Annotated in this window: 16 protein-coding genes and 1 pseudogene; 16 read left to right on the forward strand and 1 reads right to left on the reverse strand. The window is 64.4% G+C overall.

Features of this window, described 5'->3' with window-relative positions; all coding sequences use genetic code 11:
- From IG169_RS11140 to IG169_RS11215, 16 genes and pseudogenes are all read left to right on the forward strand, one after another.
- A pseudogene (locus IG169_RS11140) lies at positions 1-139 on the forward strand (acyl-CoA dehydrogenase); the annotation flags it as partial.
- A gap of 76 nt (positions 140-215) precedes the next feature.
- Entirely contained in the window at positions 216-1,649 is a 1,434-nt protein-coding gene (locus IG169_RS11145; RefSeq protein ID WP_193176290.1) for an aldehyde dehydrogenase family protein, read from the forward strand.
- A 4-nt stretch (positions 1,650-1,653) separates the two neighbouring features.
- Positions 1,654-2,760 carry a butyrate kinase gene (gene buk / locus IG169_RS11150; protein ID WP_193176291.1) on the forward strand — a complete coding sequence of 369 codons (1,107 nt, stop codon included), beginning with the start codon at positions 1,654-1,656 and terminating at the stop codon, positions 2,758-2,760.
- Positions 2,761-2,780: 20 nt separating this feature from the next.
- Positions 2,781-3,671, forward strand: coding sequence for a phosphate acyltransferase (locus IG169_RS11155; RefSeq protein WP_193176292.1), 891 nt, complete (start codon positions 2,781-2,783; stop codon positions 3,669-3,671).
- A gap of 413 nt (positions 3,672-4,084) precedes the next feature.
- Entirely contained in the window at positions 4,085-5,275 is a 1,191-nt protein-coding gene (locus IG169_RS11160) for a PAS domain-containing protein (RefSeq protein ID WP_193176293.1), read from the forward strand.
- Positions 5,276-5,289: 14 nt separating this feature from the next.
- Entirely contained in the window at positions 5,290-6,696 is a 1,407-nt protein-coding gene (locus tag IG169_RS11165; RefSeq protein WP_193176294.1) for a sigma-54 interaction domain-containing protein, read from the forward strand.
- Positions 6,697-6,704: 8 nt separating this feature from the next.
- Positions 6,705-7,742 (forward strand): ABC transporter substrate-binding protein, encoded by a 1,038-nt coding sequence (locus IG169_RS11170; protein ID WP_193176295.1) that lies wholly within the window; start codon positions 6,705-6,707, stop codon positions 7,740-7,742.
- A gap of 58 nt (positions 7,743-7,800) precedes the next feature.
- A complete protein-coding gene (locus IG169_RS11175; protein WP_193176296.1) occupies positions 7,801-8,895 on the forward strand; it encodes an ABC transporter ATP-binding protein in 1,095 nt (364 codons plus the stop codon).
- 3 nt (positions 8,896-8,898) lie between these two features.
- Positions 8,899-9,765, forward strand: a complete 867-nt coding sequence (locus IG169_RS11180) for an ABC transporter permease (RefSeq protein ID WP_193176297.1) — start codon at positions 8,899-8,901, stop codon at positions 9,763-9,765.
- Between the two features lies 1 nt (position 9,766).
- Positions 9,767-10,630, forward strand: coding sequence for an ABC transporter permease (locus IG169_RS11185; protein ID WP_246717324.1), 864 nt, complete (start codon positions 9,767-9,769; stop codon positions 10,628-10,630).
- 60 nt (positions 10,631-10,690) lie between these two features.
- Positions 10,691-11,998, forward strand: coding sequence for an RNA polymerase factor sigma-54 (rpoN, locus tag IG169_RS11190; protein WP_193176298.1), 1,308 nt, complete (start codon positions 10,691-10,693; stop codon positions 11,996-11,998).
- Positions 11,999-12,164: 166 nt separating this feature from the next.
- Positions 12,165-13,367, forward strand: coding sequence for a cytochrome P450 (locus IG169_RS11195; RefSeq protein WP_193176299.1), 1,203 nt, complete (start codon positions 12,165-12,167; stop codon positions 13,365-13,367).
- Positions 13,368-13,395: 28 nt separating this feature from the next.
- Positions 13,396-14,706 carry a type I glutamate--ammonia ligase gene (locus tag IG169_RS11200; RefSeq protein ID WP_193176300.1) on the forward strand — a complete coding sequence of 437 codons (1,311 nt, stop codon included), beginning with the start codon at positions 13,396-13,398 and terminating at the stop codon, positions 14,704-14,706.
- Between the two features lie 28 nt (positions 14,707-14,734).
- Positions 14,735-16,225, forward strand: a complete 1,491-nt coding sequence (locus IG169_RS11205; protein WP_193176301.1) for a glutamine synthetase family protein — start codon at positions 14,735-14,737, stop codon at positions 16,223-16,225.
- Positions 16,226-16,306: 81 nt separating this feature from the next.
- Positions 16,307-17,815: an aldehyde dehydrogenase family protein gene (locus IG169_RS11210; protein WP_210325972.1), complete on the forward strand. Its 1,509-nt coding sequence runs from the start codon at positions 16,307-16,309 to the stop codon at positions 17,813-17,815.
- Position 17,816: 1 nt separating this feature from the next.
- Positions 17,817-18,515 carry a type 1 glutamine amidotransferase gene (locus IG169_RS11215; RefSeq protein WP_193176302.1) on the forward strand — a complete coding sequence of 233 codons (699 nt, stop codon included), beginning with the start codon at positions 17,817-17,819 and terminating at the stop codon, positions 18,513-18,515.
- A 90-nt stretch (positions 18,516-18,605) separates the two neighbouring features.
- Here IG169_RS11215 and IG169_RS11220 read toward each other — a convergent pair whose 3' ends face one another.
- The gene (locus IG169_RS11220; protein ID WP_193176303.1) at positions 18,606-20,714 is read right to left on the reverse strand and encodes a flavodoxin domain-containing protein; all 2,109 of its coding nucleotides are present in this window, start codon (positions 20,712-20,714) and stop codon (positions 18,606-18,608) included.
- Positions 20,715-20,811: the final 97 nt, after the last annotated feature.

Here is a 20,811-nt window from a genome sequence, read left to right on the forward strand (position 1 = left end):
CGGCAACGGCATCTCCGAGGAGTTCCAGGTGTTCCGGCACATGGCCAATCTCGAGACCGTCAACACCTATGAGGGCACGCATGACGTGCATGCGCTGATCCTCGGCCGCGCGCAGACCGGATTGCAGGCGTTCTTCTGAGATGACGGCGAGCAAAATGCCGCCGGGCGACCGGTGCGCCGGCGGTGGTTGCCTATATGCGTGGGAGACTGAGACCATGATTCACGAAAACCTGATCGGTGGGGCTTGGGTGGCCGGCGCAGGCACGTCCGAAAACCGCAATCCCGCGGACGCGAGCGACCTCGTGGGAATCTACGCCCACGCCGACGTGTCCCAGGTGGCGGAGGCCGTCGAGGCGGCGCGGCAGGCGCTCCCCGGCTGGGAAAGAGCCGGTTCCCAGTTCCGGGCGGATCTGCTCGACAGGGTCGGCGCCGGGATCCTCGCCCGGAAAGACGAGATCGGCAGGATCCTCGCCCGCGAAGAGGGCAAGACGCTCGCCGAGGCCGTGGGCGAAACGGTGCGTGCCGCGCAGATCTTCCGCTTCTATGCCGGCGAGGCGCTTCGCGTGGCCGGCGATGCGGTCGCCTCGGTGCGACCGGACGTGGATGTGGAGATTACCCGCGAACCCGTGGGCGTTGTCGGGCTCATAACGCCCTGGAACTTCCCCATCGCGATCCCCGCATGGAAGATCGCGCCCGCTCTCGCCTATGGCAATACGGTGGTCTTCAAGCCCGCCGACCTTACGCCGGCCTGCGCCCATATCCTGGCCCGCTTGCTCCACGAGGCCGGTGCGCCGGCCGGAGTCTTCAACCTCGTGATGGGTCGCGGCTCGGTCGTGGGCGATGCGATCCTGAGCCACCCGGACGTGGATGCCGTCTCGTTCACGGGCTCGGTCCCGGTCGGCCGTGCGCTCGCCGTCAAGGCCGCCGGGGGACTGAAAAAGGTCCAGCTCGAAATGGGCGGCAAGAACCCGATGGTGGTCCTCGATGACGCCGATCTCGATTTGGCCGTCGCGGCCTGTCTCAACGGCGCCTTCTACTCCACCGGCCAGCGCTGCACCGCATCGTCGCGGCTGATCGCCGAGGCCGGGATCCACGACGCGTTCGTGGAGAAGTTGACGGAGGGCGCCATGGCACTCAAGGTCGGCGACCCGCTCGATCCGGGCACGCAGATCGGGCCGGTTGTCTCGGAAAGCCAGCTACGGTCCAATCTCGCCTATGTGAACCTCGCGTGCGAGGAAGGTGCGGAGGTTTTTGGCGGGGAGACGATCAACGGCGAGACGGAAGGCTATTTCCAGCGTCCCGCCGTCTTCGTTGGAGCCACAAACGGCATGCGCATCAGTCGGGAGGAGATCTTCGGACCCTGTGCCAGCGTTATCAAGGCCGCCGATTTCGAGGAGGCGCTCGCGCTCGCCAACGACACCGAGTTCGGCCTTTCATCGGGCATCTGCACCTCGAGCTTGAAATACTCGCGTGAGTTCAGGAAGCGCTCTCAGGCCGGCATGGTGATGGTCAATCTACCGACGGCGGGCGTCGACTATCACGTGCCGTTCGGCGGGCGAAAGGGCTCGTCCTACGGCTCGCGCGAGCAGGGGCGCTACGCGGCCGAGTTCTATACGACCGTGAAGACCGCCTACAGCTTTGCCGGGTGACGCGATGGCCGACGTGATCCTCGCCATCAACCCCGGCACGACGACGACGCGTTGCGCGCTGTTTGCGCTAGACGGCGCGGGCGTCGAGCCGGTGTCCGAGCAGACGCTCGACCATGACGAGGCGGCGATGGCCGGCTTCCCGACCGTCGCATCACAGCTCGAATTCAGATCCGGACACGTCGCGGCCTTTCTGGAGGCGCATCTTTCGCCTGAACACCGTCTCGCGGCCTGTGCCGGGCGGGGCGGGATGCTGACCCCGGTGCCCGCCGGCGTGATCGCCGTCAACGACGCATTGGTTGAATTCGCCCTCGAAACGCCGGTCTATCAGCATGCGAGCAATCTCGGAGCGCCACTGGCGCACCGGATCGCCTCGGCCAGGGCGGTTCCCGCCTTCGTCGTTGATCCCGTGAGCGTCGATCAGCTGGCGCCGGTCGCGCGGATATCCGGCGTGGCCGAGTTGCCGCGCTTCAGTTTCGTTCACGCACTGAATATCCGGGCCTGCGGTCGCCGGCTGGCGCGAGAGACCGGCAAGCCCTTCGAGCGGCTGCGCGCCGTGATCGCCCACATGGGGGCGGGGTTTTCGATCGCCGCGCTCGTCGACGGACGGCTCGTCGACAGTTCCAACCGGATGGAAATCTCACCTTTCACGCCCGAACGCGCTGGCGGCTTGCCGCCCCTGCCTCTGATCGAGCTCTGCTACTCGGGCAAGTATACCCGCGAGCAGCTTCTCAAGAGGCTTTACGGACATGGCGGCGTCTGCGGGCTCATCGGGACGAAGGATATCCGCAAGGTCGAGGCGATGGTCGAGGCGGGGGACGAAACCGCCGCACTCGTCTACGAGGCGATGCTCTACCAGACGGCCAAGGCCATCGGAGCCATGGCTTCCGTCGCCTCCTTCGATCTCGACGGGATCGTGCTGACCGGCGGGCTTGCCAACAGTACGCGGGTGACGGGCTATCTCACCGGGCGGCTGTCGCGCATCGCGCCGCTCTGTGTCTATCCCGGGTCTGACGAATGCCGCGCGCTCGCCGAGGGCGCGGCCCGTGTGCTTTCGGGGCAGGAGAGGCCCATGAGCTGGCCCGTCGCGGCGGCACTCGAGGCTGCTGAATGACGGTGCGTAGCTTTGCCGAATTGCGCAAGGCCGCCGGCGCCATGCCGCCGCTCCGGGTGGCCGTCGCTGGGGGCGAGGCGCCGGAAATCGCCCGCGCGCTCGAGCGTCTGATTGCCGAGGGCATTCTTGCCGAGGCCCTGGTCGCGGGCGATCCCGCGACGGTTTCGGCGCAGTTCGAGGGGGCGTTGCCCGCCGGCGTGACGCTCCTGCAGGCGAATAGTGCGCAGGCCTGCGCGAGCGCCGCGGTGGCGGCAATCCGCGCCGGCGCGGCCGATATCCTCATGAAGGGCCATGTCGACAGCACCATCTATCTGCGCGCGGTGGTCGACCGCGAGACCGGATTGCGCGCCGGCGGCGTGCTTTCGAACGTGACCGTGGCGGAGATGCCATCGGTCGGCCGGCTCATCGCGGCGACGGACAACGGCATTCTGCCGCTGCCCGATCTCGACCAGAAGCGCCAGATCGTGCTGAACACCGCGCCGCTTTTCCGGGGGCTGGGCGTGAACCCGGTGCGCGTGGCAGCCATCTGTGCGACAGAAAAGGTCTCCGACGCCATACCGGCCACGCGCGATGCCGCGACCCTCGCTCAGGAAGCCCGTGAAGGCAAACTGCCGGGTTTCGAGCTCGGCGGGCCCATGGGCTATGACGTGGCCGTCTCCGCCGAGGCGGCCCGGATCAAGGGACTCGGCAATATGCCCGCCGCCGGCGCCGCCGATCTCCTGCTCTTTCCCAATATCGATGCCGCCAATGCGGTGGCGAAATCCTGGAAGTATCACGGCGGGGCCGAGACCGGTTCCATCGTGCTCGGCGGGCGTTGTCCGATACTCCTCAACTCCCGTTCCGACGGGGCGGGGCGGCGCATCAACGCGTTTTTGCTCGCCGCCGCGGTGCTGGCGGGCGAGCCTGCATGACAGCGCAGCCGGCGGAAGCGACCGGCCCGAGCGCTTCGCGCATCTCCAACTCGTGAATGTGTTCCGAATGCGCTCAATGCCCGTTTCCCGATGGGCAAGCCGCCGTTCTTTTAGTCTGTCCGTGATGCGGAAATGTGATGTAAAATCTCATCACTTCCCCGGCCGTTGGCGACCGGGGCGGAAATTGCCGTCCCGGTCGCGGGGCGGCGCGCGTCGAGATAGGGAGAAGATAACTTGTCCGGAACTGGCACGAGAGTTGCATTTATATCAACGAGGGCGGCGACGCACGTCGTCGGCAAAAACGAGAGGTGCGGAATGTTCCGGACCAGGATCGACAACTGCATAACCGGTTTGCCCGCCGCCGCCGGCACGAGCGAACCGGTGCGCGCCGGAATTCCGGGAGGTGCAAGGCCTTGACGGAGAAAACCACCGGACCGCACGCCGTTGGGGCAGCCAGCATATACGAGATCGCCCAGGATGGTACGATCCTCGCTTGCGAAGCCGACGCCGCGCTAGCTTTCGGATACGAACCCGAGGCGCTCGTCGGTGCGCCCTGGTCTATCCTTTATCCGATCTCGTCTCGACGCGTGCTTGAGGCCCATTTTATCCGGGCGCGGAGCGGGCCCGCGCCCGAGACCCTGCAGATCAAGGATGCCGGCGGGCAGATCCATGACGTCGCAGCGATCGTCGAACTCCGTGAAGATGGCGCGGGGCGGCGTATTATCCGGATATTCAAGTGGCTGGAAGCCGATTTCATCACCCGCGCCGATGTCTTGGCCGAGGACAAGGAAATTCTCGCGGATATCGTTGAAGCGTCCGACGATCCGGGCTGGTGTATCCAGTTTCTGGAACCCGTCGACCTTTCGGCGCCCGAGCAGGAAATCGTCCGTCAGGTCTTCGGCAACAAGCGGCGCTGGCGTTGCTGCAACTCTGCCATGGCGCGGTTCTATCGCCTGCCCGACGGCGAGGATCTTAATGATCGGCCGGTTGATGAGATCTTTGCGCTGAATCCGGACAATGAAGAATTCGTCAGACTGCTGATCCGCTCGAATTTCGACGTTGTCCGCGCGGTCTCTTTCGACACCCGCTACGACGGTGTGACCCAGGCGGTTGAAAACGATGTGCGCGGGCTCATCCGCAACAACCATCTCTACAGGATGTGGGGCACGGTGCGGGACGTCAGTCAGCATCACCGACGGACCGAAGAGCTCAAGCGCCGGATCGCGGACCTCGAGACCTATCTCTCGGCGGTGCCCGATGCGTTGGTGCTTCTCGACCATAACGGTGCGGCGATCCACGCCAACGCGATCGCCCAGTCTCTTTTCGGGATGGCCGCAGCCGAGATCGACGGCGCGTCCTGCAGTCGCCTCCTCGCCGATGACATCAGTATCGAGGATCTGTTTGCGCTTGCTTCGGACAGGTCGGGCGAGTTCGCGGGCCGCATACTTACGACACGGGCCCACGGCCGCGCCGGGCCCGTTCCGGTCGAGATCAACCTGAGAACTTTCGGGCTCAACGGCGAGACCCTTCTCGCGATGAGCCTGCGTCCGGCCAATGCGCCAAGCCGGCCCGCCCGGCCCGCTCAACTTTGGGCAACGTCGTGAGCGGGGTGGTGCGCATGACAGATCCAAAGCAGGGACAGGGGCAGCTTGCGGCCGCAACAGAAATCATGTTGCGCTCCATGACGGCGCTGCCCGACGGCGTAATCGTGATCGGTCCCGACCGCAGGATCGTATTCGCCAACGGCGAGGCCGGCTCTATACTCGGCACCACCGTCAAGGACCTCGCAGGGCTCGACCTCGGCCGGCTGTTCAATCTCGGCGATTACGACTGGGGCGATGCCCTCGAGGCGGCCGCCGACGGGGTCAATGGCGAGTTCATCATTCGCGGCGGAACGCGCGGCTCGGTCTTTGCGACCGTGCGGCGGGTGACGGGTGTCGACGGCGCCATGCTTCTCTGCCTGCGCGACCTCGAAGTGTTCGATCACATGCGCCGGTCGGCGACGGGACTTCCGAATCCCGCCGAGTCGCCCGGCACGGTACGAAAGGTCCGGCCCAATTTCGCGCGTCAGCGCCAGATCAGCCCGTATCTCGATCGTATCATCGCCCGCGGCGAGCGTGCCCTCGTACAGGGCGCGCGGGTCATCATTACCGGCGAATCCGGTGTCGGCAAGACGGAAATCGCCCGCCATCTGCACCACTTCGTCTCCGACGCGAGCGATCCCTTCATCGTGGTCAACTGCGCCGCAATCCCCGATACGCTCTTCGAGTCCGAACTCTTCGGCTACGAGAAGGGAGCCTTCACCGGAGCGCTTTCGGGCGGCAAGCCGGGGCTGATCGAACAGGCGGAGGGCGGTACGCTCTTTCTCGATGAGGTGGGCGAGATACCTGTCCATCTCCAGGCCAAGCTCCTGAGCTTTCTCGAAGACGGCACCGTGCAGCGTGTCGGCGGGGCGAAGCCGAAACAGGTTCATGTGCGGGTCATCTCGGCCACGAACCGCGATCTCGAGGAGATGGCGGCCGACCGGCTTTTCCGGCGCGATCTCTACTACCGGCTTGCCGTGGTGCGCCTGCCGATCAAGTCCCTGCGCGAGACGCCGGAACTCATCGTCCACCTTGTCGACCGGTTCCTCGCGTCGATCAATCAGCGGCGGCCTGCGCCCCTGGAACTGTCGGAGGACCTGCGGTCGCGGCTTCTGGCCTACGACTACCCGGGCAACATCCGCGAGCTCTACAACCTCATGCAGCAGATATCCGTTCTGGCGGAGGAAGACGAACTTCCGCGCCGTCTGAACCGGCGGGCCCGGCGGGATCCCGATTCCCAGAGGCAGATGACGACTGCTTCAGTCGAGGACGGGCGCGGGCTCAAGGACATCGTTGCGGAATTCGAACGCGGGGTGATCGAGGCGGCCATCGCCAAATACGGAAGCAAACGCAAGGCCGCCGCAGCACTGGACGTGGATATCGGAACCATCGTCCGGAAAACCAAGAACGTTCCGAGTGAATCCGAACTAACACAGGAGTAAACAGAGAGATGCTGAAGAAGACCATGACAGTCACCGCGGTAGCCACGCTGATGGCCAGCACCGTGTTGGCCGACGAAGTGAATGTGCTGACCTGGGAAGGCTATGCCGACGACAGCTTCATTAGCCAGTTCGAGGCCGAATCCGGCTGCAAGGTCACGGCGACATATGTCGGCTCGAACGACGACTTCGCACCGAAGCTCGCCGCCGGCGGCGGGACCTATGATCTCATAACTCCCTCGATCGACACCACCCAGCTGATGATAGACGCGGGCTTTGTCGAGCCGATCGACACATCCCGGATCGAGAACTGGGACAGCATTTACGAGAAGTTCCGCAACCAGGAAGGCATCCAGTCGAACGGCGAGTACTACGGCATGCCCTACACATGGGGCGCGATCGCCTTCATGTATCTGAACGACGCATTCGATACTCCGCCGACCTCGCTTGCGGCGCTCTGGAGCGAAGAGAATGCGGGCAAGATCTCCCTTTGGGACGACAAGAGCGCCCTTTTCGTCGCCGCACGCCTCAACGGCGACTACAACATTTACGACCTCTCCGACGAGCAGCTCGCCGCCGCTCAGGAAACCCTCCTCAAACAAAAACCGCTCGTGCGTAAGTACTGGGCGACCGCAGGCGAGCTGGTCGATCTCTACGCGGCCGGGGAAGTGACGATTTCCAATACCTGGGCCGGTTACCAGTCTTCGCTTCTGGCCGAGAAGGGTATCAACGTGACCGAATTCATCCCCAAGGAAAACGCCGAGGGCTGGATGGATAGCTGGATGATCGTCAAGGGCACCCCGAACCAGGAATGCGTCTACAAGTTCCTCAACATGCAACTCAGCGAACTCGGCCAGTGCGGAGTCGCCAATGTCAACGGATACTCAGTGGCCAATCCGGTCGCTGCCCGCAAATGCATGCCCCAGGAACAGTTCACCAAGCTGCACCAGGACGATCCCGACTACCTCGACGGCCTGCTCCTCTGGAAGCCGCTGGGAGAACGTCTCGAAGCGTACACCAACGCATGGAATGCCGTTAAGGCGCAGTAAGCCGGCAGGGCGGGGCGTAGATGCGGCCCGCCCTTCAAACTCCAGGGATGGTTGAGTCATGGCCAGCATCATCGAACTGAACGACATCAGGAAGGTTTACGGCGGCGTCATCGTCGGCGTGGACCACGTTTCGATGTCGGTCGAAGACGGGGAATTCGTTACGCTTCTGGGGCCGTCGGGCTGTGGCAAGTCCACACTTCTGCGCATGATTGGCGGTTTCGAGCAGCCGACCGCGGGCCAGATCGTACTGGCCGGGCGGGACGTGACCTACGAACCGCCGCACAAGCGCGACGTGAACATGGTGTTCCAGGACTACGCACTCTTCCCCCACATGACCGTGGGCGAGAACATTTCCTACGGACTGCGGATGATGGGCCTGCCGAGAAGCGAGACGCGCAGCAAGGCTGTCGAGGCGCTCGATCTTGTCGGCCTGCCCGAAAAGATCGACCAGAAGCCGCACGAGCTCTCGGGCGGCCAGCGTCAGCGGATCGCGCTCGCCCGCGCGATCGTGCGCAACCCAAAGGTGCTGCTGCTCGACGAGCCGCTCTCGGCGCTGGACGCCAACCTGCGCGAACAGATGCAGGTGGAACTCAAGCACATGCATGAGAAAGTGGGGATCACATTCATCATGGTGACCCACGACCAGACCGAGGCGCTTGTCATGTCCGACCGCGTCATTGTCATGGAAAAGGGCAGGGTGGCCCAGGACGGCACGCCGGCAGAGCTCTACGATCATCCCGAGACGCCCTATGTGGCGAACTTCATCGGTACGACGAATTTCCTGCCGGCGCGTGTCCTCAGCCGCGACGGCGGGAGCGTGGTCGTGGAGGCAGGCGGCACGCGGATCATCGCAGAGGTCGGCGGTGCGCTGCCCGAGGGAGAGCACATCAGGATCGGCATACGCCCCGAAAAGCTCCATTTCGCCGAGAGCGGTGCGAGCGGCCCGGGCAACACGCTCGAGGGCCGTATCGAAGAACAAATTTATTACGGCCTCGGCATGCGCACCGTGGTGCGCCTGGCCGAAGGGTCGACCGTGCTGGTCGACGGACTGTTGCCCGAGGCGGTCGCGCGTACCACGCTGCCGGAAATCGGTTCGAACGTACGGCTGAGCATCGCGCCGCACAATGTGCGCGTCTTTGCTGCGGAGAACTGATCGATGGCTGCATTTTCCACCCGGCGGCTTTCGAGCTACATGGTCCTCGGGATTCCGATCGCCTGGATCATCATCTTCATGTTGGTGCCTTATGGCGTCCTTCTGACCTACAGTTTCTGGGTAAAGAAGTATCCCCTGTTCGTTCCCGCCTTCCAGTTCGGGAACTACATTACCGTCTTTACCGATCCGCAGTATCTGCGCGTGCTGCTGCGCACCCTGAAGATATCGGCGCTGGTCTCGCTCGCCTCCCTTCTGCTGGCATACCCTTTCGCGTATTTCCTGGTTTTCCGACTGAAAAACCAGTCTCTGAGGGTGTGGCTCTACATGGCCGTGATCGCGCCGCTGTGGGTGTCCTATCTCCTGCGGGCCTACACCTGGAAGTCGATTCTCGGGACGCAGGGCGTCCTGAATTCCTTCCTGATGTCGACGGGAATCACGACGGAGCCGTCGACGATCTTCCTGTACAATCAGTCCGCGATGGTGGTCACGCTGACCTACATCTTCATCCCGTTCATGGTGATGCCGATCTACGCGGCGCTGGAAAAGATACCCAATAATCTGAGCGAGGCCTCGGCCGACCTCGGGATGGGGCCGATCCGGACCTTCCTGCGAATTACTCTGCCCCTGTCGCTGCCGGGAATCGTCGCCGGCTTCACGCTGACCTTCTGCCTGAGCTTCGGCGACTTCATCGCGCCATTCCTGGTGGGCGGGCCGGACGGCCTTCTCGTGGCCAACGTCATCGTCTCGCAATTCGGGGCGGCGCTGAACTGGCCGCTCGGCTCGGCGCTTTCCGTCGTGATGCTCTTCATCGTTCTCGCCATCATCACGGCCTCGGACCGGCTGGAACGCTTCGGCCAGCAGGGACACTGACATGAGCACTGCCTCGACCGACACCGCGATGATCTCGACTGTCAGCCGCGCCAGGAAACCGGGCCTGGTCAGCCGATATGCCGCCGACATGGCCTTCATGGCCTTCGTCGCGCTGCTGATGGCATTTCTTTACGTCCCGATCTGGGTGCTCATCATCTTCAGCTTCAACGACAGCCGGACGCTGACCTGGCCGCTCTCGGGCTTCACGCTGGACTGGTACGGCACGCTCTTCAGCAACCAGGATCTGCTCGCCGCCATCGGCAACAGCTTCTACGTGGCTACTTCCGCGACGATTCTGACCCTGATCGTGGGCATCCCGGCCGCCATGGCGATCAACAAGTTCCAATTTCCCGGCAAGGCTCTCTTCCGCCGGCTGATCCTGCTGCCGATTACCTTGCCCGGGATCGTCACGGGTATCTCCATGCTGAACATGTTTCGGCTGTTCGGTTTCAACCTGAGCCTCGAGACCGTTATCCTCGGCCACGCGACGGCACTGCTGAGTGTCGTGGTGACGCAGGTCTATTCTCGACTCCAGCGGCTGCCGCGTTCGCTCGATGAGGCTTCGGCGGATCTGGGTGCGAAGGGCTGGCAGACGTTTCTTTACGTCACGCTTCCGAACCTCAAGACCGCGATCATCGGGGCCGCGCTGTTGTCATTCGTGCTGTCTTTCGACGAGATTCCGGTGACCTTCTTCCTCACGGGCCGGGAGAATACCCTGCCGATGTATATCTACTCCACCATGCGTCGCGGCGTGACGCCCGAAATCAACGCTGTGGGCACGCTGATCGTGCTCGCCTCGCTGGTTCTTATCGTGATTTCGGTGATCATGTCTCGCGAGGCGAACCGATCTCGTCAAAGCCTCTAAGACCGGCGGGCCGGGCAATCTGCCCGATCCGCCTGGTTTTTCGATCGTTGCACGGACGAAATGGAACTCAAGCCGACGCTCTCCCTCAGCCAGAAACGGCTTCTGGCGATCACGCCGGAACTGCGGCAGGCAATCGGCCTGTTGCAGATGGGGGCGAGCGACCTGAGGCGATTCATCGCCGAGCAGTGCGATAAAAATCCCTTTCTGAGGGCTCATGTTCCGGTCGGGAGCCGGTACCGTGCGCGGCCGGCGGGCGACAGGACAGATCCGATCGATAAGCTGGCCTACCGCCCCAGCCTGATTGACCACGTAACCGCGCAGATCGGCACCTGCGATCTGACGCCGGCCGAACGACCCATCGCGGTTGCCTTCATGGAAGCGCTGGAACCCAGCGGCTGGCTTGGCGTCGAAGTTGAGGAGGTCATGGCGCGCACAGGCGCGTCCGGGGCCGCCTGCGAGGCGGTATTGGGAAAACTCCAGGAACTGGAGCCCACCGGCCTGTTCGCACGCAACCTCTCCGAATGCCTGCGCCTCCAACTCGCCGAGCGGGATGCGCTGGATCCGGCGATGGAGATGATCCTCGGCGCGCTGTCGGAGCTTGTGGAGTCGGGGCCGGCGCGGTTCGCCGCGCGGCTGGGTTTGTCGGGAGCGGAGATTTCCGAGCGTCTCGCGCGGATCCGGACGCTCGATCCGAAGCCGGGCGCCGCATTCGGATCCGGCCGCGCGGAGGCGATCGTGCCCGACATCCTGGTCGAGCGGCGCGCCGGCAAGTGGGTGGTCTCTCTCAATGCCGGCGCATTGCCCGGCATCGAGGTCGATACGCGGCTTCACAGGACGCTGAGGGAAACGGAAGCGGCCGATACGGATATCGCGCGTTTTCGCGAGGCCTTCGGCACGGCGAGATGGATCGTCAAGGCGATAGAGCGACGCCAGGAGACGTTGCTGCGCATCGGGACCGAACTCGTGTGCCACCAGGCGGCCTTCCTGGATCACGGCCCGGCCGGGCTCCGACCGTTGCTGCAAAAGGACATCGCGCGGTTGCTCAAACTCAGCGAAAGCACCGTCAGCCGGGTGGCGAACGCGACCTATATCCAGACGCCCGCCGCCGTTTTCCCTCTCAAGCGCTTTTTCTGCACCGGCCTTCCGACGGACGGCGGCGGCGCGCTCTCCCCGGCTCAGATACAGCAGCGCATCGTCGAAATCGTGCGCTGCGAAAATCCGGACCGGCCCCTCTCTGACGGGATTATCGCGGAACGCCTGAACGGCGAGGGCATCCCGATCGCGCGGCGCACGGTCGCTAAATATCGTGTCAGCGCGCGTATCCCCGGCCATAGCCTCCGCCGAAAAACAGCGGCCCCGTACCTCTGAGCGGGTCTCGTTGACGCTCTCCTGCTGCAAAATTTCAGCGCACATCGCATCAATCGGCACATGCGGCGGGGGTTGTCCTCCGGCCGCCATTGATCCGCCCGTTCCCGGAAGCGCTGGCATGTCGATTGCATAAGGGAAGGTGAAAGCGCAGCCAGGAGGAAGATCCATGACCGCCAGCATTGACGACGCCCCGTTCCTTGACATTACCAAGCCGGACTTTTCGATGCGATCGCAAGAGGTATCCGACGCCCGCGAACGCAGCTGGTTTGCACGCACGCCCTATGGGGTGGCCGTCCTGCGATATGCCGAGGTTGCGGCTCTGATCCGCGATCCCCGGCTGCGGCAGGGCAGCTATGCGTGGCCCGCCCACAACAACGCCAGCGGGAGCTGGGCGGACTGGTGGCTCCGGATCATGCTCAACCGCGAAGGCGCCGACCATATCCGCCTGCGCAAGCTCGCCAATCCGGCCTTCGCCCCCAAGCTGGTCAAGGTTCTCAGGCCGAAATTCCAAGAACTGGCCAACGAGCTCATCGACAAGTTTGCCGCAAAAGGGCGATGCGAATTCGTCCGCGAGTTTTCCGAACCTTACGCCACGCGGGTAATCTGCCTGTTGCTCGACGCCGACCAGAACGACTGGGAATATCTGGTCGACCTCGCGATGCAGATGGGTATGGCCCTCGGCACCACTTACGAGCAGGACCAGGACGAGATCAACGAAGCCACAGACAAGATGTTCGACTATTGCCGCAAGGTGGTGAGCGACGTCCGGGCGCGCGGACTTGACGACGGCTTCATCGCCTCGCTGATCCGCGCAAACGAGGCGGGCGAGGAGGCGCTCAGCGAAGAAGAGCTCTACGACATGATCGTGCTCGCGATCTTCGGCGGCATCGACACGACCCGCAACCAGATCGGGCTGGGCATGGACACGTTCATCAAGCATCCCGATCAGTGGGCGCTTCTGGGCGACCGACCCGAGCTTGCGCGGGCAGCGGTTGAGGAGATCATGCGCGTCCGCCCGACCGTCACCTGGGTCACGCGCGAGACGCTCGAAGATCTGGATTACCAGGGCATAACGATTCCCGGGGGCACCACGGTTCACATGTTCAGCCAGGCCGCGTGTTCCGATCCGCGCGCCTTCGACAATCCCGGCTTCGACATCACGCTGGAGCGCAAGAACCATTTCGGCTTCGGCCTCGGGCCTCATCACTGCATCGGTCATTTCATCGCCCGGGGCGACATGACGGAAGCGATGGCGCTGCTGGCGCGGCGGATGAAGAACCCCCGTTACGAAAACGAGCCGAAATTCCTGCGCGACAGCGGCAATACCGGCCCCCTCACGATGCCCGTCGTGTTCGACCCAGAAGCCTGAACTTTCTGTTCCCAAAGAGGATATCACCATGGTCAACGGCCTTGCCCGGACCCTTGCCGATCTCGACTATGACATTGTCCATGTCGGCCAATTCGACCTGAACGGACTTTTCCGCGAACGCCGATTGCGGCGCGAGCAGTTTCTGGCTTGGGCGCGTGAGCCGCGCTTCGCGAATGTCATCGCCCATTGGGGCGCGGGCGAAAACCTATTTGGCGGCGGGCCCTATATCAGCGAGGAGGTGGCGATCGACGAAAATTCGCTCCGCCCCTTCGGCTTCGAGGAAAGGTCGGGCGCGGTTCTCGCCGATCTCGCCGGCTTCAGCGCGCCCTACATGCCGCGCAATGTCCTGAAGACGCAGCTCGCCCGTGCTGCCGAGATGGGCTACGAGGTGCGCGCCGCCTTCGAGTTCGAGGCGATCTTCCTCGCGGAGACGGCCGAGAGCCTGCGAGCGAAGGGCTTTGCACCGCCCACCCAGTTCGCCGCCGACAACAAGTGCTGGTCCGGCACCACCGCTGCCGAAAAGGCCGAATTCGTGACGGCCTGGGAACAGGCGCTGATTGCCCACGGGATCGACGTGTTCGCCGTGGCGGGAGAGCTCGGCCCGGGCTGCTTCGAGGCGACGCTGGGCGTTGTGGACGGGCTCAAGGCCGCCGACGATGCCTCCTTCTTCCGTCTCGCCAGCCGCGCGTTTGCCCGACAGCGGGGGCTCACGGCCTGCTTCATGCCGTCGCTCGGCCCCGGATTTCCGGGCATAGGCGGTCACGTCACGCTCTCACTCCGGGACGCCAAGACCGGGCAGAACCTGTTTTCCGACGCTAAAGGCCAGACCAACGCGCTGGCTCGCCAGTTCATCGCCGGTATGACCGCGACGGTTCCAGAGGCCTTCGCGATGAGTGCCCACACGGTGAACGCCTACCGCCGCTTCACACCGGGCAGCTGGGCGCCGAAATCCGTCGGCTGGTCGGAATGGGCCTTCACCACCGCCGTTCGCTCAGCGCCCTCGGCGACTGACACCGCGCGGCTGGAGTTCCGCCTTCCGGGCGCCGACTGCAACACCCACGCGACGCTCGCGCTGATGCTCGGCGCCGGGCTCGACGGGATCGAGCAGGGGCTCGTCGCGGCAGAACCCAACGAGAATGCCGGGCCCGACGACGTGGTGGGCATTCCGCTGCCGCGCGATCTCTTCGACGCGGCGACGCGGCTTCGCGCCAGCGACAACGCAAAGCGGCTCTTCGGGGAGCCTTTCGTGACCAACTTCGCAACGTTCTGCGAGGAGGAGTTCAAGTCACTCGCCCGCGAGGTCAGCGACGAGGAGCGTCGCCGTTACCTCGAAGGCTGAAAACGCACGCAACGACAGGGAGAACCAGATGGCATTCGACATCTCAGCAACCGACATCGGCCGAGACCTGGCCGACCCGATCCGCGAGGAACGGATTGAACGGGTCCGCGCCAAGATCGACCAGCTCGGCATCAAATATATCTACTACCAGTACGTGACGATCACGGGCCGGGTGCTCGGCAAGGCCGTCCCGGCGCGGCACTGGGAGCGCAATGCCAGGAAAGGCATCCAGACCTGGCTGGGCGGCATCACCAACGTTGCAGCAGACATGCACGGCAATCTCTACGGCTTCTCGGCGAATGCTGGCGAGTCCCTCGCGATGCCGGACCCCGAGACCTTCGTCCAGCTGCCATGGGACAAGCGCATGGCGCGGGTGTTCTGCACGCTCTATCACGGCCTTGAGGATGCCCACTCGCCGGGCATGTATTTCACCGCCGACGCGCGCGGCAACCTGAAACGCTTCGAGCGCGAGTTCCGCGACGCCCATGACGGGCTGCATCTGCGTCTCGGCCTCGAGCCGGAGATGGCTTGGCTACGCAAGACCGAGGATGGTGGTATCTTCCCCTATGAGGGGATCACGAAGACCTATGCCTATCATATCGGTCAGTTCGAAGGCGCGCGCGACGTCTGGACGCAGGTCATGGAATACGCCGAGGCGATGGGCCTCGACATGGTTCAGTCCGACGTGGAGGATGCCCCGGGCCAGATCGAACTGAACTACAGCTTCGACGACGCGCTCAAGACCTGCGACCGGCTCACCACCTACCGCCAGATCGCCAACGAGGTCGCGCGCCAGCACGGGCTTGTCGCCTGCTTTATGGCCAAGCCGTTCATGGGCGCGCCGGCAATGGGCTGTCACCACAATTGCTCGCTCTGGCGCGGCGACGACTACCAGGTTGTCCGGACCGTCGACGGCGAACTGCCGGGTATGGAGGAGATGTTCACCTACAACCGCGGCGGCGTGAACGAGTTCGAAAACAAGGAGGACGGCTGGATCCCGACCGAACTCGGCCGCCATGCGCTGGGCGGCGCGCTCAAGCATATCGGCGCGCTCACGGCGCTCGGCGCCTCGACCGTGAACTCCTACCGCCGCTTTGCCGATGTGGGCCTCTGGGCGCCCATCGGAGCCAATTGGGGCCTGCAGAATCGCTCCTGCACAATCCGGATATCCTCGCCCGACCGGTTCGAGTTTCGCGCGGTCGACTCGATGGTCAACCCCTATCTGTTCTGCAGCGCCTTGCTGAAGGCGATCGACGAGGGCATCCGCGAAAAGATCGACCCCGGCGCGCCGGAAGACCGCAATGTGGTCGAGGTCATGCAGTCGGGCGAGGACGTGAAGCTGATCCCGATGACGCTGAAGGAGGCGCTCGATGCGCTCGCCGAGGACGACATCATACGCGAAGCCATGCCGGGCAGGCTCTACGAGCTCTACGACCTCATGAAGCGCGACGAATGGCAGCGTTTCCTGAAGGAAGTGACGAACTGGGATGTCGAGCGCTATCTCGATTGCCTCCCCTGAGGCCCGGTTGAGACGGACGGCGGCCGGTTCCGCCGCCGTCCCTTTTCACACAGTATTCTTTTCCAGTCCGGAGGACCGACCTTGGCCGCGCATATCCCGGCAACCCGTCAAGAATGGCACGACAGGGCGGTGAATTACCCGTTCGAGCCCCGCCTCTTCATCGACGGGGAACTCGTCGACGCGATCGATGGCGGCCGCTTCGAGAGCGTGAACCCGGCCACGGGCGACACGATCGCGACGCTGGCCGAGGGCAACGAGAAGGATGTTGAACGCGCCGTGGCCGCGGCGCGGCGCGCCTTCGAGGCTGGCGTCTGGTCGCGCATCGCACCGCGCATGCGGATGGATATCCTGCTGAAGTTCGCGGATCTCGTGGAAGGGCGCGCGGTCGATTTCGCGCTCCTCGATTCCCTTGAAATGGGTAAGCCGGTCAGCTCCATGATGGGGTTCGACGTGCCGAGCGCTGTGGCCAACCTGCGCTTTGCGGCCGAGGCAATCGACAAGATGGAAGGTGCGGTGACCAACACGCACCCCGATGTGCTCCACTACATTCTGCGACAGCCGCTGGGCGTCGTCAGCCTGATCGTGCCCTGGAACTATCCGATGATGATGGCCGCCTGGAAGCTCGGTCCGGCTCTCGCCATGGGCAATTGCGTTATCGTCAAGCCGGCGCAGCAGAGTTCGATGTCGGCCGTTCTCCTGGCCAGACTCTTCGCCGAGGCCGGCGGGCCGGCCGGCGTCTTCAGCGCGGTGCCCGGTAGCGGCGCCGTGGCGGGGCAGGCGCTCGCGCGGCACATGGACGTCGACAAGATCGGCTTTACCGGATCGGCGCCCGTCGGCGGGCTCATGATGCGCTATGCGGGGGAATCGAACCTCAAGCATGTCACGACCGAATGCGGCGGCAAATCCCCCCAGGTCGTTCTGGCGGATTGCGATCTCGACACGGCGGTCGAGATGGCCGTCCACGGTGTCTATTCCAATCAGGGCGAGGTTTGCGCCGCCGGTTCCCGCATCATGGTCGAGGAGCCGATCGTCGATACGTTCCTCGAACGCTTCCAGGCGCGGACGGTGGCACTGTACGCGCCCGGCGACCCGCTCGATCCGGCGACTTCGATGGGCCCGCTCGTCGACGAACGCCAGCACCGGACGGTTTCCGGCTATGTCGAGGCCGGCAAGGCCGAGGGAGCGCGGCTCGCCTTCGGCGGAGGCGTTCCCGCCGGAATGGAGGGCGGCTACTATCTGGAACCGACGCTTTTCGCGGATGTTCGCAACGACATGAAGATCGCCGCGGAAGAGATATTTGGCCCGGTGGGCGCGGTCCTGCCGATTCGGGACATGGAGGAGGGCATCGTGCTCGCCAACGATTCGATCTTCGGCCTTGGCGCCTCGGTCTGGACGAAGGATCTTGCCAGGGCCCACCGCTTCGCGCGCGACGTCGAGTCCGGCATGGTCTGGGTCAATACCTATTTCGACCAGGATCCGACCGCGCCGTGGGGCGGGGTGAAGCAATCGGGAAACGGGCGCGACAAATGTATGGAAGCGCTTTCGCATTATTCGCAGACAAAATCCGTCTGGATGTCGCTTGGAGGCTGAATTGAGACTTTGCATCTTCGAGACGGGACTCACGCCGGAGCCCTGCCGCGACCGTTTCGGAATGTATCCCGAGATGGTCGAAGCCTGGCTCGGGCCCGGGTTGCCCGAGGCACGGTTCAGCTATGTCTCGGTGGTCGGCGGCGAAGATCTCCCGGACGTCCAGGCCTTTGACGGCTATCTCATCACGGGCTCCAGGCATGGAGTCTACGAAAACCTTCCTTGGATGCGGAAACTGCGCGCCTTCCTTCTGTCCGCGCGGGAATCGCGCGTGCCCGTCTTCGGGATATGCTTCGGTCACCAGATCATGGCGGCGGCATATGGCGCGGATGTCCGCAAATCCGCCAAAGGCTGGGCGATTGGCGCGCAATCCTACGACTACGATGCCGATTACCGGCTGACGGGAAACGCCTCGCTGTTTTTCCATCAGGACCAGGTGGAGACCGTGCCGGAAGACGCGCGCGTGATCGGGGGCAACGCCTTTTGCCCGATCGGTGCGCTCGCCTACGACTTCCCGGCGCTTTCGGTTCAGTATCACCCGGAATTCGGCAAGGATTACGTCGCCGAATTGGCGACTCTCTACGGCGGAGACCGCATCCCGCGGGAGGCGGCGGATGCGGCGCTGGAGAGCCTCGCGACCGCGGAAGTCGACAACGCCGCTGTCGCGCGGAAAGTCGCGCAATTCTTCCGCGACAACGTCTGACCGGCCCAGCCGGAGAAGGGCGGGAAGACTGACGCGCGCTTGCCATAGCGCGCGGCCGTCTCGCCGTGTCTCGCCCCCGGGGATACCGCTTCAGTAGACGTCGCGCACGTAGCGCTTTTCCCTTTTCAGGGCCTCCACATAGGTCTGTGCGCCGCCGGCGTCGAAACCGCCCTCCCGGGCCACGATCTCGTGGAGCGCCTCGTCGACATCGCCGGCCATTCGCGTCGCATCGCCGCACACGTAGAAATGCCCTCCCGCCTCGAGCGCGGCGAAGAGTTCGGCGGCGGCCGCGCGCATCCGGTCCTGCACATAGACCTTTCCGGCCTGATCGCGGGAGAAGGCGAGATCGAGCCGGGTTAGCACCCCGGCCGCCTCGAAGGCGCGAAGTTCGTCTTCGTAGATGAAGTCCTCCGCGCGGGTCCGATCGCCGAAAAAGAGCCAGTTCATGCCGCCCGCGCCCGTTGTCTGGCGCTCCTGAAGGAAGCCGCGAAAGGGAGCTATGCCGGTACCAGGACCGACCATTATCATCGGCGCGTCCGGATCTCGCGGCACGCGGAACGCCGAATTGGGGACAATAAAGACCCGGACCTTCGAGCCCACCTCCAGCCGGTCGGAAAGCATGGTTGAGGCGACGCCGCCATGCTCGCGTCCGTTTGCGATGTAGCGGATCGTGGAGACGGCGAGGTCGGCGAGCCGCGGATTCACCCGGGCGCTCGACGCGATGGAATAGGACCTGTGAGCAAGCGGGCGCAGAAGCTGTTCGGCGTCTCCCGGGTCGATCCGGTGGCCGGGCACCATGTCGAGCAGGTCGAGCGCGTCTTTCGACCAGAGCCAGGCGTCAAGCGCCTCGCGGTCGCCGTTGTCGAACAGGCGTGTCAGTTCCGCGTCGCCGGCCCGGTGTGCCACGTAGCGGATCAGCTCCCGGGACGGGGCAGAGATCTCGAAATGTCGCGCAAGCAGCGTCTCCAGGGGAGCGTCGAAACCGGGCAGGGAGCGTTCCCGGTCGAGCGCGATGCGGTCAAGCCAGGCCTCCACCAGTACGGGGTCGTTGACGGGCAGGATGTTGAGGGCGTCGCCCACCTCGAAGCGTGGGCCGTCCTCGCCGAGATCGAGCGTGTAGTGGCGGATTTCCTTGGCCGAACCGGGGCCGGAAAGGGGCCTGTTCTCCACCAACGTCGCCTCGTAGGGGTTCGATCGGGTCCACCTCGGGGCATCGCGGGCCGTACACGGCGCGGGCGCCGCGCCGGCGGACTTTCCAGCGGCGGCCGGCGCGGCCTTCAGCGCGGCGATGACGCCGGCCGTCCAAGCTTCGGCCTGCTCCTCGTAGACGATATCGCATTTCGCGAGGTCGTGGAGGCGGGTTGCGCCGAGTTCCGCGAGGCGAGCGTCGAACTTGCGCCCGGCGGCGCAGAAATCGGCGTAGGAGCTGTCGCCAAGTGCGAGGACCGAGAAGCGCAACGCTGAAAGATCGGGGGCGTCGGCCGCGGTAAGCGTCTCGTAGAAGGTTTGCGCGTTGTCCGGCATTCCGCCGTCGCCATAGGTGGAGCAGACGACGAGTGCGGTGCCGGCCCGGGCGAGGTCGGTCGGATCGATCTCGTCGAGTCCTGCGATCCGCTCGGGCACGATATCCGCGGCGGTCAGCGCGTCTTCCACGTCGGAGGCGACCATCTCGGCGGTTCCGGTCTGGGTGCCGAAGACAATAAGGGGCCGGGCCGGAGCTGCCCTGGCGGGCCCGTCGGCGGGGTCTTCCGGGGCGGTCAGAGCGGCGAGGATGCCTGCGGTCCAGCTTTGCGCGCCGTCCTCATACATGATGTCGCAATTTGTCCGGTCGTGGATCCGTATGGCACCGAGTTCGGAAAGCCGCGTATCGAGCTTGCGCCCCGCAGCGCAGAAATCGGCATAGGAGCTGTCGCCGAAGGCAAGGACGGAGAAGCGAAGCGATGAGAGACGGGGCGCGTCTTCGGCCATGATGGCGTCGTAGAAGGCCTGTGCGTTGTCGGGCATTCCCCCTTCGCCATAGGTGGAGCAGATGATGAGCGCAGTGCCGAGGCCCGGCAAGTCGGCCGCCTCGATCTCGTCGAGCCCGCGCACGCTCGCCGGCGCGATGCCTGCCGCGTTGAGGGTGTCATCGATGTCGGAGGCCACCATTTCGGTCGTGCCGGTTTGGGTGCCAAACAGGATATGCAGGTCAGGCTTCATCTCGTCGTCCCGTGTGAATGCTTCTACCGGGAAGAATGCAACTTCGGTGCCAGAGCGACGGTTGAGGCGCCCAATGTTCCGTCAGCTTTAAGTGACA

This window comes from Oricola nitratireducens (assembly GCF_014904745.1).
Taxonomy (GTDB): domain Bacteria; phylum Pseudomonadota; class Alphaproteobacteria; order Rhizobiales; family Rhizobiaceae; genus Oricola; species Oricola nitratireducens.